Below are 15,102 nucleotides of genomic sequence, written 5' to 3'. Positions count from 1 at the left end.
CAAATATAGAAAACTATCCCACTATTCAACAAATCTTTTTAAATGTTTTTTTGAAAATATTTTCTCTAGCTTTTAGATTCCTCTTTTATCTTGTCTCTTTATTAGAGAAAGGGTCACGAAGATAGCTATTTTTTAGGTTTTATACAACTACTTTTTATCGATTGTATTGCTTGTCCATTTATTAGATAGTTGCATGTAGTCAAAGTCAAGTGCTGACGGTTGTTTTTCAAGTCTGTTTGCAGCGAAAGCCCTTTGGAGAACATCTTCTATTAGGTAGTCTTCTTCCCTGTTTTCAGGTTGATATTTTTCTTTTAATGATATTTTAAATGCTTTTGCTGTGGTATTATACCAAAAAGCTCTCCACCCACTTCTTAGCTCTTTTACTAAACAAAATGTTGTTTTTCCTGTTTGCCTATGTATCAGTTTTATTAGTATCTGGCCTTCTGTCCGGGTCAATTTTTTTAGTTCTTCTGAAAATTCCCCCTCAATATATTTTTGAATTAATCTAGTGTATTTTCTTCGTTTGGATTTTGATTCTATTTGATCCAATCGTTTGTTAAGTTCTGTCAATCGTTCAGATGCTAATTTTGCATAGGGATATACTTTTAGTGTTTTCCGTTTTAATATATAGTAACGGAGCTTTTCTTCTCTATTTCTAAATGTAAGGTTATTAAATATATATACTTCATCAAGATCTATTGTTCTTCTTATTATTGAATCGCCTTTTAATATTATGAAATCCTCATATGTGTTGATTGAGTCTTTTTCTCTTTTAATATCACTACTACCCTGACCATTAATGGTAGACATTGTCATTATCAGTATGAGAAAAGTATATTTATTCATAACTCAACCTTCATTTGGCTTTTCAAAAATAACAATTATCCGCCGCAGATATTATTAAATGTATGTGAATATTGTTATTTTCGCAGGCATAATTTTTTAGTATATGGCAAAAGAAACTGTTTTAACGAAAAAGTCCATTGATTTTCTCGAAAGGTATTTGAACAATGCTTCTCCAACCGGATATGAGTGGGAAGGGCAAAAACTATGGATGGATTATTTACGGCCTTATGTTGATTCTTTTATAACAGATACTTATGGGACAGCTGTAGGGGTTATTAACCCAGAAGCTAAATATAAAGTTGTTATTGAGGGGCATTCTGATGAAATTTCATGGTACGTAAACTATATTACTGACGACGGGCTTCTTTATGTCATTCGTAATGGTGGGAGCGATCATCAAATTGCACCATCTAAATGGGTAAATATCCATACTAAGAAGGGTATTGTTAAGGGAGTTTTCGGATGGCCTGCTATTCACACACGATCTGGCAAGAAAGAAGAAACGCCACCAAAGCTTGATAATATTTTTATAGATATTGGGGCAAAAGATAAAGAAGAGGTTGAGAAAATGGGGGTTCATGTGGGATGTGTTATTACCTATCCTGATACTTTTCAGATTCTTAACAAAGATAAGTTTGTATGTAGAGCTATTGATAATAGAGCAGGCGGGTTTATGATTGCTGAAGTTGCCCGGTTACTCCACAAAAACAATATCAAGCTTCCTTTTGGATTGTATATTACCAACTCTGTTCAAGAGGAGATTGGTTTGAGAGGTGCTGAAATGATTACAGAAACTATAAAACCCAATGTAGCCATTGTTACAGATGTATGCCATGATACTACAACTCCTATGATCGATAAGAAAACACAAGGGGAGACAAAAATAGGTGCCGGACCTGTTATCTCTTATGCTCCTGCTGTACAGAACAAGCTCAGAGAGCTGATTATCGAAACTGCTGAAGAGAAAAAAATCCCATTCCAGCGAATGGCTTCTTCCAGATTCACAGGTACTGACACGGATGCTTTTGCTTATAGTAATGGTGGTGTGGCATCGGCATTGATTTCTCTACCTTTGAGGTATATGCATACTACTGTAGAGATGGTTCACAAAGATGATGTGGAAAATGTTATAAAACTTATCTATGAATCTTTGCTTAAAATAAAAACTGGAGCTAATTTTAGCTATTTTGAATAGCAAAAAAGAAAGCCCTATTGTTAGGGCTTTCTTTTTTGCTTTGCCGTAGGGCTAGTATGCTTCTGTATTCTTTATAATTTCTTCTACTATTTCAGGGTTTAATAATGTTGATATATCCCCTAAGTTTTTTATTTCTCCACAAGCTATTTTTCTCAGGATACGCCGCATTATTTTTCCGCTTCGGGTTTTAGGCAAGCCAGAAACAAATTGTATTCTGTCTAACTTAGCTATCGGACCTACATGATCGGCTATTTGTTCATTAATTTCTCTTTGAAGTTCTTTTTTGTCTTTTTTTAAATTATAACCATCTTTTAACGTTACAAAACCATAAAGTGCATTTCCTTTAATGTCATGTGGAAAACCTACAATAGCTGATTCTGCCACGAAAGGATGTTCATTAATTGCATCTTCTATTGGAGCTGTGCCTAAATTATGACCGGATACAATAATTACATCATCTACCCTTCCTGTAATTCTATAATATCCTACTTCATCACGTAATGCTCCATCGCCTGTGAAATAGTTCCCGGGAAATGTTATAAAATAGGTTTCTTTGTAGCGTTGGTGATCCCCCCATATAGTTCTGGCCATAGATGGCCAGGGGAATTTTATGCACAGTCTGCCTTCTACTTGATTCCCTTTAATTTCATTACCATGTTCATCCATCAGTGCAGGCTGTACTCCCGGCAACGGTAAGGTAGCATACGTTGGTTTTGTAGGGGTTACATATGGAATGGGAGTTATCATGATTCCTCCTGTTTCTGTCTGCCACCAAGTGTCTACAATAGGGCTTTTCTTTTTTCCAATATGATCATTGTACCAGTGCCATGCTTCTTCATTAATGGGTTCTCCTACAGTTCCCAATACTTTTATGGAAGACAAGTCGTTTTTTTCTGTGTGATGAACCCCTTCTTTTGCTAATGCTCTTATTGCGGTAGGTGCTGTATAAAATTGAGTGATTTTATGTTTTTCGACAATCTCCCAGAATCGACTGTAATCCGGATAGGAAGGTATGCCTTCAAACATGACGGTAGTAGCTCCATTTAATAACGGGCCATAGATGATGTATGAATGCCCCGTAATCCAACCTATATCTGCTGTACACCAATAAATATCTTTTTCCTGATATTGAAAGACATTTTTAAAGCTGTATCCTGCATATACCATATAGCCCCCGGTTGTGTGTAACATTCCTTTGGGCTTTCCCGTAGACCCTGAGGTATATAATATAAATAAAGGGTCTTCTGCATCCATTACTTCTATAGTGCATCTTCCATCAGCATTATCTAATAATGGTTGGAGCCAGTGATCTCTTCCCTCTTGCATTTGAACAGTATTTCCTATTCGTTTTACTACTAAAGTAGTTTCTACACATGGTGTGCTTTTTAATGCCTCATCTACAATATGTTTTAGTTGAATAGTTTTAGCCCCACGGTAAGCGCCATCAGCTGTGATAACCATTTTACAATCTGAATCATTGACCCGGGTGGCAAGTGCCGTAGATGAAAATCCTGCAAAAACAACTGAATGGATAGCGCCAATCCTGGCACAGGCCAACACTGCAATAGCCAATTCCGGAATCATGGGCAAGTATATGCATACCCTATCCCCCTTTTTAATATTCTTTTCTCTGAGGACATTAGCCATTTTACATACTTGTTCATGTAGCTGATTGTATGTGATGTGTTTCGTCTCTTCATTAGGGTCGTTTGGCTCCCATAGGATAGCCGTTTTGTCCCCTCTTTTTTCTAAATGCCTGTCTATACAATTTTCTATAATGTTGAGTTTTCCATTAATAAACCATTTTACTTCTGCTTCTGCTAGATTGTGCTGTAATGGTTTTTCCCATTTCTTTCTCCATATAAAATTTTCTTCAGCTATTGTTGACCAAAAGCTTTCCGGTTTTTCTACGGATTCTTTGTATTCTCTAAAATATTCTTTCAGGTTTTTAATTGTATAAGCACTCATTTACAAATCTATTTATCCATAAAAATAGAAAAAAGGGTCGGTTTTATAGAAATCGTTTTTTATTAATTTTTTAAGAATGCTAATACATTTCTTTCTATACGTTCATGCATATTGGATGTATCGGCTTTTTTGAATTTTTCCCCTGTTATATTTTCATAAAGCTCAATATAACGTTCTGAAATAATGGTCACTCGTTCATCGTCCATGTGCGGAACTTGTTGTCCTTCTTTTCCTTGAAAGCCGTTTTCAATCAGCCATTGCCGCACAAATTCTTTAGAGAGTTGCTTTTGTGGTAATCCTTTCACTTGTCGTTCTTCATAACCCTTTGTGTAAAAGTAGCGCGATGAGTCTGGGGTATGGATTTCATCAATCAATACAATCTTTCCCTCTTTTGTTTTTCCAAATTCATATTTGGTATCTACTAAAATCAAACCTCGTTTAGCAGCAATTTCTGTACCTCTTTGAAACAATGCTTTTGTGTAGGTTTCTAACAATTTATAATCCTCTTCAGAAACTATGTTTCGGTTGATGATTTCTTCACGAGAAATATCTTCGTCGTGTGCCCCTTCCTCCGCTTTTGTTGCAGGTGTAATAATAGGCTCCGGGAATTTATCATTTTCTTTCATACCTTCGGGCATTGGCACGCCACATAACATTCTTTTCCCCGCCTTATATTCACGGGCGGCATGCCCTGACAGGTATCCTCGTATCACCATTTCAACTTTAAAGGGTTGACACAAATGACCTATAGCTACATTAGGATCAGGCGTTGCTAGTAACCAATTTGGGACAATATCTTCTGTTGCTCGCATCATTTGAGTGGCAATCTGATTTAATATCTGGCCTTTGTAAGGTATACCTCTAGGCATTACTACATCAAAAGCCGACAGCCTATCTGTAGCAATCATCACCAATAATTCATTCTTGATAGTATATACCTCTCTTACTTTTCCTCTGTAGACACTTTTCTGCCCTGGAAAATGAAAGTTTGTTGCTGTAATTGTATCTGTCATTTGTCTTTTTAATCGTGTTCTATAGTTTTGTATGCGTCGATGATATTCTTGACTAAGCGATGTCGAATGACATCTTTATCGTCCAGATGCAAAATACCTATCCCTTTAATATCTTTGAGCACCAAAAGTGCCTCTTTTAACCCAGAAATAACACGTCTGGGGAGATCAATCTGTCCAGGGTCACCTGTAATTAAAAACTTAGCATTTTTCCCCATCCGAGTCAGAAACATTTTCATTTGTGCATGTGTGGTATTCTGGCCTTCGTCCAAAATCACAAAAGCATTATCCAGTGTACGGCCTCTCATAAATGCCATTGGGGCTATTTGTATAACACCAGTCTCAATATAGTTTTCTAATTTTTCATATGGAATCATATCGCGCAATGCATCGTATAGCGGTTGCATATACGGATCGAGCTTTTCTTTAAGATCTCCTGGCAAAAAGCCTAAGTTTTCTCCTGCCTCTACAGCCGGCCGTGTCAATATAATTCGTCTTACTTGTTTCTCTTTCAATGCTCTTACCGCCAATGCAACACCAGTGTAGGTTTTCCCTGTTCCTGCCGGGCCAATGGCAAAAACCATATCGTTTTCCTTCACTAGGTCTACCAATTTGCATTGATTGGCCGTTACCGCTTTTACCAGTCTTCCTCCTACTCCATGTACAAGTACCTGACTGCTTTCTTGTGAAGTTTCATAATCATCTTTATTATTACTGGTCAAGATTCGTTCTATCGTATTTTCATCAAGTTTGTTATATTTCCCGAAATGGGCAACTAACATATCCAGACGACGATCAAATTCTTCTAACAGTTCTTCTTCCCCAAAAGCAGTTATTTTATTACCGCGCGCTACTATTTTTAGTTTTGGGAAATATTTTTTTAGGAGTTGGATATTTGTATTTTGTTGTCCAAAAAAATCTCTTGGGCTGATTTCAGTGAGTTCAACGATTAGTTCGTTCAAAAGCTTTTAATTAAGTTAATTTATCCTTTTATGTTTCATAAATTTGCATAACAAACATACGCAAAAAAGCATTTTTACACGTTAAAAAATATCAACAACCTTTTATGGCCATAATTACATTAACTACAGATTTTGGTGAAAAAGATCACTTTGTGGGAGCTATTAAAGGAGCGATATATAGCGAGTTAGAAAATGTAAAAATTGTTGATGTTTCGCATGCTATAAGTCCCTTTAATATCACGGAAGCAGCTTATATAATCCAAAATGCCTATAAAAGTTTCCCGGAAGGAACTATCCATATTGTTGGGATTGATGCCGAATTAAACCCTGAAAACAAGCATATAGCCCTCGAGTTGGACAACCATTATTTCATCTGTGCAGATAATGGTATCATGAGCCTTATTATAGCTGAAATATCTCCTGAAAAAATCGTTGAGATCAATATTCATGACAAGGTACAGTCAAGTTTTCCTGTATTGGATGTTTTTGTAAAAGTAGCTGCTCATATAGCACGAGGGGGAATGTTGGAGGTTATCGGAAAACCTATAAAAAGCATAAAAGAACTCAAAGGAATACGTCCGGTAATCAATAGTGAAAAAAATCAAATCATTGGCAGTGTTATCTATGTGGATAATTACGGGAATGTAGTTACCAATATTTCGAAAGAGCTCTTTGAATCAGTTCGTAAAGGTCGTGATTATGAGGTTTCTGCGCGAAATTATAAATTCAGGAATATCTATAATCGTTACAGTGATGCCATCAACTTCTCCATTGAAAAAGAAAAACGGGAGGAAGATGGAAAAAAACTTGCTATTTTCAATTCGGCAGGGTATGTAGAACTAGCAATTTACAAGAGCAATCCTTTGACGGTTGGAGGTGCCAATACGTTATTTGGGCTTGATTTTAGGGATACGGTAACTGTAAACTTTAAAGATTAAAAATAGTTTGGTGATAGGTTGATAAATTTAGCAGATTAAATTAAGTAACAAGAATGTTTTCAATTTATAGAAAAGAAATAACCGGTTTTTTTGCTTCTTCTACAGGGTATGTTGTTATTTCGCTCTTCCTGATTGTAAATGGGCTTTTTTTATGGGTTTTTGATGGCGAATTCAATATCCTGAATTATGGTTTTGCCGATTTATCCGTTTTCTTCCAGTTAGCTCCCTGGGTATTGCTGCTGTTGATTCCCGCAGTTACTATGAAGAGCTTCTCGGAAGAACGAAATACCGGTACATTGGAGCTCCTACTTACAAAACCCTTGGGCCATTGGCAAATTGTTATCGGAAAATATCTGGGGGCACTTACTATCATAGTATTGGCCATGCTGCCCACTATAACATATATTATAACTGTATGGCAGTTAGGAAGCCCCAAAGGAAATATCGATCTGGGAAGTACGTTAGGAGCGTATGTTGGTCTATTATTTCTAACGGCCGCTTATACTGCAATTGGTATATTTTCCTCTATCCTTTCAAAGAATCAGATCATTAGTTTTTTATCAGCTGTATTCATTTGTTTTTTCTTTTATTATGGCTTTGAGGGCTTGGCAAGTGTACCGTTCCTTGAGTTTCTAAAGCCATGGATTGCTTATTTAGGAATGAAATTACACTTTGATAGTGTCGGCCGTGGACTTATAGACACAAGAGATATTGTTTATTTTCTTTCAGTCAGTTTCTTTTTTCTTATGGCTTCCTATTTTTATTTAGGCCGGGTTCCGAAAACCAAAAAAAGCAAAAAACCATTTTTTCAGATAGGGGGCTATTTACTGATTCTAATTCTTATCAACAATATTTCAGAACATCTATATAAGCGTTTTGACCTTACGCATGATGAACGCTATACATTATCTGAGGCTTCTATTCAAGTTATTAAAAAGCCTACTGCACCTATCATTATCGATGTTCTATTAGAAGGTGATTTTCCTTCTGGATTTAAACGTTTACAAGCTGAGATCAGACAACTTCTTGAAGAATTTGCTTTGTATAATGATCATATAAAATTCAGTTTTGTTGATCCGCTTGAAAATGAAAAAAATACCAATGAGATTATTAGTGAGTTAAACGCTTATGGTCTCACTTCTACTGTTATTCCTACGAGCAAAGGAGGAAAAAAATCAGTTACGCAACTGTTTCCTTGGGCTATTGCTTACCAGAATAACAAATCGGTAAAGATCCCTTTACTTATTAATAATGTAGGGCTTTCACCAGAAGAAAACATCAATAAATCCATAGCGCAATTAGAATATGCTTTCGCTGATGCTATTATGCAATTGACTATCGCTGATAAAAAAAAGATTGCTGTCCTAAAAGGAAATGGTGAGCTCGATGATAAGTATCTAGCCGATTTTATCCTAAAGTTGAGAAATTATTATCAAGTGGCGGCTTTCAATATGGATTCGCTCAAAGAGTCCCCAAATAAAACATTGCGTAACCTTAAACGTTTTGATGCTGCCATTATAGCCAAACCTACAGAGCCTTTTTCCGAGAATGAAAAATATGTTCTAGATCAATACATTATGAATGGTGGTAAGAGCTTATGGCTCATCGATGCTGTTGCAGCAGATTTAGACAGTCTTCAAAACACTTCTCAATCAGCCATTGCATTTCCAAAAGACCTGAACTTAAATGACATGCTTTTTAAATATGGAGTACGTATTAATTACAACCTAATACAAGATGTATTGTCAACTCCCATCACTGTGCAAACCAATGGCGGAGAAGCTCCTTTAGAATGGTTGTATTCCCCAATAGTACAATCACTTGAAAACCATCCTATCAACAAAAATCTGAACCTGGTCAAACTGGAATTTGCAAACACTATTGATACACTTAAAAATACTGCTAAAAAGACGGTATTATTAAAAAGCTCTGACCAAACTAAGGTAATAGGAACTCCTACAGAAATTGTACTCAATCAATTTACAGAAGCCTTTGATGAAAATGAGTTTGTCTCAGGAAGTCAAATTCTCGGAGTACTTATAGAAGGCACTTTTATTTCAGCTTTCAAAAACAGGGTAAAGCCTTTTGTTCTGCAAGAAGGGAAAGATGATACTGCCAATAACAAAATGATTGTTATTGCAGACGGAGATATCGCAAATTATACTTATGCAAATAAACGGCCATTGTTTAATGGAATTGATCCTTGGATAAAACAGGTTTATGGAAATAAAGATTTTTTGATAAATTCCATGCATTATTTAATGGACGATTCAGGGCTTATACATATTCGTTCTAAAGAAGTTTCTGTTGCTTTCTTAGATGAAAAAAAAGTGAATGATGAGAGAGTTGCATGGCAAGTTGTTAATATCATCGCTCCATTGGTCATTTTAGGACTGTTTGCCCTTGTCTTTCACCTGATAAGAAAAAGAAAATATCAGTTTTGAATGTTAATAAGTTATTTTCGGTAAAAAATTCAATTCAAATATATTTGTAGTATTAGTAAACATCTATAATAAATGAAATTCATAGTATCCAGCTCATACTTGTTAAAACAGCTTCAAGTCTTAGGAGGTGTCATTAACAATGCAAACACCTTGCCTATCCTAGATAATTTTCTCTTTGAACTTGACAAAACTAAACTTACTGTATCTGCTTCAGATCTTGAAACGACCATGAGTGCCGTTCTCGAGGTAGATTCAGATGCTGAAGGAAGTATTGCTGTACCTGCGAGATTATTGCTCGATACTTTAAAAACATTTCCTGAACAACCACTAACTTTTGTTGTAGAAGATAATAATACTGTTGAGATAAGTTCCAATCATGGAAAATATGCCTTGGCCTATGCCAGTGGAGAAGAATTCCCAAAAGCCGTAACATTGGCAGATCCGAGTGATACCACTATTCTTGGAGATGTATTAGCTACCGCTATTAGCAAAACCATATTTGCAACAGGCAATGATGACTTAAGACCTGTAATGAGCGGAGTATTTTTTCAATTTTCCCCTGAAGGGTTAATCTTTGTAGCTACAGATGCTCATAAATTGGTAAAATATGAAAGGAGTGATCTGTCTGCATCACAAGTTGCTGAGTTTATAATGCCTAAAAAACCTTTAAACTTGCTAAAAAGTATTTTAGCAGGAAGCGAAACTGATGTAACCATCGAGTATAATGACAGCAATGCCAAATTCTCTTTTGACAATATCGTCTTGGTTTGTAGGTTAATTGATGGCAAATATCCAAATTACGAAGCAGTTATTCCAAAAGAAAACCCCAACACGCTTACTATTGACCGAACACAATTTTTAAACTCCGTAAGGCGTGTCAGTATCTTTTCAAACAAAACCACGCACCAAATCAGGTTAAAATTTGCCGGTGCAGAGCTTAATATTTCTGCTGAAGATGTTGACTACAGCAATAAAGCTGAAGAGCGGTTGTCGTGTGATTATCAAGGAGATGACATGCAAATCGGCTTTAATTCCCGCTTTTTGATAGAAATGCTCAACAATCTTGCGTCTGACGAAGTATCGCTTGAAATGAGCCTCCCAAACCGGGCAGGGATATTAACTCCTGCTGACGGACTGGATGAGGGAGAGGCCATTACTATGCTCGTAATGCCAGTAATGTTGAATAACTAATTTAACGTTCGGAAAAACGGTTGTTCCACACACAATAATTAATCAAAATGGCGATATTAAAAACAGTTTTTGTGCACCCAGTCAGATTTATTATTGCTATGCACAAGCTTTTTAATAGGCCTAGATCCTATTTTATGAAAGTGGGTTACCTTTCTACCATTTTAACCAAAGTACCCAAAGATACCAATGGTGATTATTTACCATGGATGAATTATGCTGTTATTGATTTTTTGTCTAAAAAATTAAACAAGTCCCTTCATCTATTTGAATACGGCTCAGGGTTTTCCACTATCTATTTTTCAAAAAGAACAGCGTCTGTTACTTCAGTAGAATACAATAAATCATGGTACGATAAAGTACTTGATTTAATTAAAGAACATACCAATGCAAAAGTTCATTATTACCCCTTAGACGATGGTTATATTTCTGCTATACAAAAAATAGATGCGTCAAAAAAATATGACGTTATCATCATAGATGGTAGAAAGCGAGTACATTGTGCCCTGAACTCCTATCCATCCCTGAAAGATAATGGTGTTTTGTTAGTTGATGATACACATAGGGCTTATTATCAAGATATTTTTGATTTTTATACCCAAAAAGGTTACAATCAAATTACTTTTACAGGTATGAAACCCACAGGAACTGAATATGAAGCTACTACCCTCTTCTATAAAACAGGCAATAATTGTTTGGGTATATGATTCACCTGTAAATCTGTCTACAGCAATCTATAATTTTGGTATTTTTGCGCTCTATGACACATCAAGATACCATTGTCGCTTTAGCTACACCTCCCGGCGCAGGTGCAGTGGCCATTATACGGGTATCAGGAAATAATGCTATTACAATAGCTTCCTCATTATTTGAATCAATTTCTAATAAAAAGTTAACCTATCAAAAGAGTCATACCATTCATTTAGGGCATATCGTAGATGGAGATAAGGTTATTGACCAAGTTTTAGCTTCTATTTTCATAGCACCTCATTCTTATACCGGTGAAAATGTTGTGGAAATAGCATGCCATGGTTCTAACTATATTCAACAGGAAATCATTCAATTGTTTATCAGAAATGAATGTCGAATAGCCAATCCCGGGGAGTTTACTTTACGGGCTTTTCTAAGTGGAAAAATCGATCTTAGCCAAGCAGAGGCTGTAGCCGACCTCATTGCTTCTGATAACAAAGCTGCACATCAACTGGCTATAAAGCAAATGCGGGGTGGGTTTAGTAATGAAATCAAACAATTGCGGGATGAATTAATGAATTTTGCCTCACTTATCGAGTTGGAACTTGATTTTGCAGAAGAAGATGTTGCTTTTGCTGATCGGGAACGTTTTAACGAACTATTAAACAATATTGAATCGGTACTTAAACGTCTTATCGATTCTTTTGCTGTAGGGAATGTTATCAAAAGTGGTATTCCGGTTGCTATTATCGGTGAACCTAATGTGGGTAAGTCGACACTCTTAAATGCCCTTTTGAATGAAGACCGGGCAATTGTAAGTGCTATTGCAGGGACAACACGCGATGCTATTGAAGATGAAATTTCAATTGGGGGCATCGGTTTCCGTTTTATTGACACTGCGGGTATTCGCGATACAGAAGATGTGGTGGAATCTATTGGGATTAAAAAGACCTTTGAGAAAATTGAACAAGCTCAGGTTGTGATTTATTTATTTGACGCTGAAAAGTTCAAATTTCAGAGTTCAAAATTTAGCGTGGAGATTGAAAAAATAAAGAATAAATACCCGCAGAAGCCGTTGGTAGTGATCGCTAATAAAGTGGATCAATTATCAGAAGGTGAAATTAAAACATTGGATGTCACTTCGAGCGCAATTAAGAAGTCTCGCTTCCTCAAATTATCTGCTAAGCAAGGTCATGGTGTAGAAGAACTTAAAGTAACCTTATCCAACTTCGTCAATACAGGCGCGCTCCGAAACGACGAAACCATCGTGACCAATACCCGTCACTACGATGCTTTGCTCAAAGCCTTGGAAGAAATAAAAAAAGTGCAAGTCGGCCTCTCCCAAGGAATCTCGGGGGATCTTATGGCCATTGATATACGGCAAGCACTTTATCATTTTGGGGAAATTACCGGAGAAATTACATCCGACGAGCTACTTGGCAATATTTTTGCGAATTTTTGTATTGGAAAGTAATTACACTTCTTTTTATTAGTTAAACCCTTCTTTTATTGGTGGTTACGGATATTTAACTATTATTATTTGTTGCTAATTTGCCCTTTTTAACGTATCTTTCGTTTCTAATTTGTTGTTATAGAAACAAGTTTTGTTGCTAACAACAAGTTTGCTGTTACAGAAACAACCGTAAAACTTTTTGAGATATGAAGGTTACATTAAGAAAACGCAATCAAGGCGGTAAGACCAGTTTATACTTGGATTACTACCACAAAGGGAAACGTAAAACAGAGTATCTAAAACTCTATTTAGACCCTAACGCCAAAACCAAGGACGAAAAGGAAGTCAATAAAAAAACGCTTCAATTAGCTGAGACAATTAGAGCACAGCGACAAATCGAAATCCAAAACGGTATTTATGGCTTCCGTGACAATGAGAAATTAAAAGCCAGTTTTACCAACTACGTTCAGCTTCTTACAGATAAGAGAAAAGATAGTACAGGCAACTATGGCAATTGGGATAGTATGCTAAAACATTTGAAAAAGTATATTCCAAATGATTTGTCTTTTGCAGATGTTGACAAGAATTTCGTTAGAGGATTTAAAGAATATCTTGATAAAGAAGCTTTAAAATCAAGTAATCAACCTCTTTCTCAAAACTCAAAGTATTCCTACTTCAACAAATTAAGAGCTGCATTAAAACAAGCAGTTAAAGATGATATTTTACCGACAAATCCTTCTGAAGGTGTAGAGGCATTCAAACAAGGAGAGCCTCAACGAGAGTTTTTAACCCTGGAAGAATTGCAAGCTGCGGTTCAAGCGGAATGTGAAATTCCTCAAATGAAAACAGCCTTTATATTTTCTTGTCTTACTGGATTGCGTTGGTCTGATATAAATAAGTTGCTTTGGTCAGAAGTTCAGCATTCAAATGAAATGGGCTACTACATCCGTTTTAGACAACAAAAAACCAAAGGAGCAGAAACTCTGCCTATTTCAAAACAAGCCTTTGGCTTGCTCGGTGAACGTCAGGATAAGGACGAAAGAGTATTTAAAGGATTGCGTTATTCAGCTTGGCACAACTTAAAGTTGCAACAATGGATGTTGAGAGCAGGAATATCTAAAACGATAACTTTCCATTGCGCAAGACATACCTACGCTACACTACAGCTTTCCGCAGGTACAGACATCTATACGGTTTCAAAATTACTCGGTCATAGAGAATTGAAAACCACTCAGATTTATGCTAAGGTAATCGACCAACAAAAGAAAGAAGCCGCTAACCGAATTAAACTGGATTTATGAGTAAGCAAAATAACACCTTAGATAAAATCCTTGATTATGAGTTAAGACCTTGGCTTGCTCAAAATAGTATGGATGATGTATTTGCCTCCAAATTCAGGAGTTTAAAAGAGTATACACCTCAACAGCCTTTACAGTTTGAAATTGAATTTTTCAGACCATTTGATAATAAAACCAAGTACTATTCAAGGCTTATTCTAAATACCGTTAAATCTGATTTCGATACCTTATACCAAACCATTGATGAAGATAGAAACGAGAATCTAATCCGCTACTATCTTAATGACACGCTTAACAAGCGATTAAAAACACGATTGAAAGACCTTGGAGAACTTTTAAATGAAAAGGATTATGCACTTGCGTACATAAATCCAAAAAACACCTCCCATCAATTAGACCAGGCTCATAAAGCAAACACCTATATTATGCAGTTGCTCAAACTTGGCTATATGCAGCTGTATTTAGAAATTCAGGAGGCTTTTAAAGATTGGATAGATGATATTTTTATTGTGGAGGACTTCTACTCCCAATTATTAAATGAACCTATTCCCGAACAACTTCACATCAAGAAACTACAAGTTATAGAGGTTACTTCAGAACCAGTGAGGAAGCCCAAACCAAAAACAACGGATAAACCCATTCCGTTCAATTCTTTCACTTACAAACAGTACAACACCAATCCAGATAAACTTGGTGATTTATGGGATAGCTTAAAGCTCAATAATTTCATAAGTGCTGATACACCATTAGCGACTTTTAAAAAAGTATTCTCAGGTTCTGAAATCAATACTCCTGTTACTTGGACAGGAAATATCAGTGAGCTTTTTTACTTCGTAAAACGCATTCACAAAGATTTACAACTGGTTGAAGATTTAAAGCAAAAGCAATGGCAAGTAACCTGCAATTGTTTTGTTGATGAAAACGGAGAACCGTTCGAGCGTTCAAAATTCAGGTCATTAAAACGCCCAAATCTTACAGGTGATAAAATAGATAATGCCGTAAACCTATTAAAATAGGTTACTCTGCACTTTACACTTCCTATTCTTTTTCAGTTTTTATTTAGCCCTTATTCTAATCCGATAAGGGTTTTTGCTTTTGTTTTCCCACTCT

The 15,102-nt window shown here is 36.1% G+C and carries 12 protein-coding genes; 8 read left to right on the top strand and 4 right to left on the bottom strand.

The window, feature by feature from the left end; translation table 11 throughout:
- Positions 1-147: 147 nt before the first annotated feature.
- The gene (locus tag WBG21_RS10520; RefSeq protein WP_340077664.1) at positions 148-846 is read right to left on the bottom strand and encodes a DUF4294 domain-containing protein; all 699 of its coding nucleotides are present in this window, start codon (positions 844-846) and stop codon (positions 148-150) included.
- A 103-nt stretch (positions 847-949) separates the two neighbouring features.
- On the opposite strand from WBG21_RS10520, the gene WBG21_RS10515 reads away from it, so the two are divergent.
- Positions 950-2,041: a M42 family metallopeptidase gene (locus WBG21_RS10515; protein ID WP_340077663.1), complete on the top strand. Its 1,092-nt coding sequence runs from the start codon at positions 950-952 to the stop codon at positions 2,039-2,041.
- 51 nt (positions 2,042-2,092) lie between these two features.
- On the opposite strand, the gene acs is transcribed toward WBG21_RS10515, so the two are convergent.
- The 3 genes from acs to WBG21_RS10500 form a co-directional block, all read right to left on the bottom strand.
- Positions 2,093-4,009: an acetate--CoA ligase gene (gene acs / locus WBG21_RS10510; protein WP_340077661.1), complete on the bottom strand. Its 1,917-nt coding sequence runs from the start codon at positions 4,007-4,009 to the stop codon at positions 2,093-2,095.
- A 62-nt stretch (positions 4,010-4,071) separates the two neighbouring features.
- Positions 4,072-5,022, bottom strand: a complete 951-nt coding sequence (locus tag WBG21_RS10505; RefSeq protein ID WP_340077659.1) for a phosphoribosylaminoimidazolesuccinocarboxamide synthase — start codon at positions 5,020-5,022, stop codon at positions 4,072-4,074.
- A gap of 8 nt (positions 5,023-5,030) precedes the next feature.
- A complete protein-coding gene (locus tag WBG21_RS10500) occupies positions 5,031-5,981 on the bottom strand; it encodes a PhoH family protein (protein WP_340077657.1) in 951 nt (316 codons plus the stop codon).
- A 104-nt stretch (positions 5,982-6,085) separates the two neighbouring features.
- Here WBG21_RS10500 and WBG21_RS10495 point away from each other — a divergent pair, with 104 nt between their 5' ends.
- The 7 genes from WBG21_RS10495 (at position 6,086) to WBG21_RS10465 (ending at position 15,008) form a co-directional block, all read left to right on the top strand.
- Positions 6,086-6,919 (top strand): SAM hydrolase/SAM-dependent halogenase family protein, encoded by an 834-nt coding sequence (locus WBG21_RS10495; RefSeq protein WP_340077655.1) that lies wholly within the window; start codon positions 6,086-6,088, stop codon positions 6,917-6,919.
- 53 nt (positions 6,920-6,972) lie between these two features.
- Positions 6,973-9,363: a gliding motility-associated ABC transporter substrate-binding protein GldG gene (gene gldG / locus WBG21_RS10490; protein ID WP_340077653.1), complete on the top strand. Its 2,391-nt coding sequence runs from the start codon at positions 6,973-6,975 to the stop codon at positions 9,361-9,363.
- Positions 9,364-9,435: 72 nt separating this feature from the next.
- Positions 9,436-10,554 carry a DNA polymerase III subunit beta gene (gene dnaN, locus WBG21_RS10485; RefSeq protein WP_340077651.1) on the top strand — a complete coding sequence of 373 codons (1,119 nt, stop codon included), beginning with the start codon at positions 9,436-9,438 and terminating at the stop codon, positions 10,552-10,554.
- 47 nt (positions 10,555-10,601) lie between these two features.
- On the top strand, positions 10,602-11,258 hold the full coding sequence (locus WBG21_RS10480) for an O-methyltransferase (protein ID WP_340077649.1): 657 nt from the start codon (positions 10,602-10,604) through the stop codon (positions 11,256-11,258).
- Between the two features lie 53 nt (positions 11,259-11,311).
- A complete protein-coding gene (gene mnmE, locus WBG21_RS10475) occupies positions 11,312-12,715 on the top strand; it encodes a tRNA uridine-5-carboxymethylaminomethyl(34) synthesis GTPase MnmE (protein WP_340077647.1) in 1,404 nt (467 codons plus the stop codon).
- A 185-nt stretch (positions 12,716-12,900) separates the two neighbouring features.
- The gene (locus WBG21_RS10470) at positions 12,901-13,995 is read left to right on the top strand and encodes a site-specific integrase (RefSeq protein ID WP_340077645.1); all 1,095 of its coding nucleotides are present in this window, start codon (positions 12,901-12,903) and stop codon (positions 13,993-13,995) included.
- On the top strand, positions 13,992-15,008 hold the full coding sequence (locus tag WBG21_RS10465) for a DUF6617 family protein (RefSeq protein ID WP_340077643.1): 1,017 nt from the start codon (positions 13,992-13,994) through the stop codon (positions 15,006-15,008). Before WBG21_RS10470 ends, WBG21_RS10465 begins: the two co-directional genes overlap by 4 nt.
- Positions 15,009-15,102: the final 94 nt, after the last annotated feature.

Source organism: Leptobacterium meishanense, assembly GCF_037645805.1.
Taxonomy (GTDB): domain Bacteria; phylum Bacteroidota; class Bacteroidia; order Flavobacteriales; family Flavobacteriaceae; genus Leptobacterium_A; species Leptobacterium_A meishanense.
Note: the sequence above shows the minus strand (reverse complement) of the source record. Positions and strands in the feature narration are given on the sequence as shown.

Excerpts from the sequence above, each read along its gene's own strand:
- WBG21_RS10520 (WP_340077664.1), bottom strand. The coding sequence starts at position 846 with ATGAATAAATATACTTTTCTCATACTGATAATGACAATGTCTACCATT.
- WBG21_RS10515 (WP_340077663.1), top strand. The coding sequence starts at position 950 with ATGGCAAAAGAAACTGTTTTAACGAAAAAGTCCATTGATTTTCTCGAA.
- acs (WP_340077661.1), bottom strand. The coding sequence starts at position 4,009 with ATGAGTGCTTATACAATTAAAAACCTGAAAGAATATTTTAGAGAATAC.
- WBG21_RS10505 (WP_340077659.1), bottom strand. The coding sequence starts at position 5,022 with ATGACAGATACAATTACAGCAACAAACTTTCATTTTCCAGGGCAGAAA.
- WBG21_RS10495 (WP_340077655.1), top strand. The coding sequence starts at position 6,086 with ATGGCCATAATTACATTAACTACAGATTTTGGTGAAAAAGATCACTTT.
- gldG (WP_340077653.1), top strand. The coding sequence starts at position 6,973 with ATGTTTTCAATTTATAGAAAAGAAATAACCGGTTTTTTTGCTTCTTCT.
- dnaN (WP_340077651.1), top strand. The coding sequence starts at position 9,436 with ATGAAATTCATAGTATCCAGCTCATACTTGTTAAAACAGCTTCAAGTC.
- WBG21_RS10480 (WP_340077649.1), top strand. The coding sequence starts at position 10,602 with ATGGCGATATTAAAAACAGTTTTTGTGCACCCAGTCAGATTTATTATT.
- mnmE (WP_340077647.1), top strand. The coding sequence starts at position 11,312 with ATGACACATCAAGATACCATTGTCGCTTTAGCTACACCTCCCGGCGCA.
- WBG21_RS10470 (WP_340077645.1), top strand. The coding sequence starts at position 12,901 with ATGAAGGTTACATTAAGAAAACGCAATCAAGGCGGTAAGACCAGTTTA.
- WBG21_RS10465 (WP_340077643.1), top strand. The coding sequence starts at position 13,992 with ATGAGTAAGCAAAATAACACCTTAGATAAAATCCTTGATTATGAGTTA.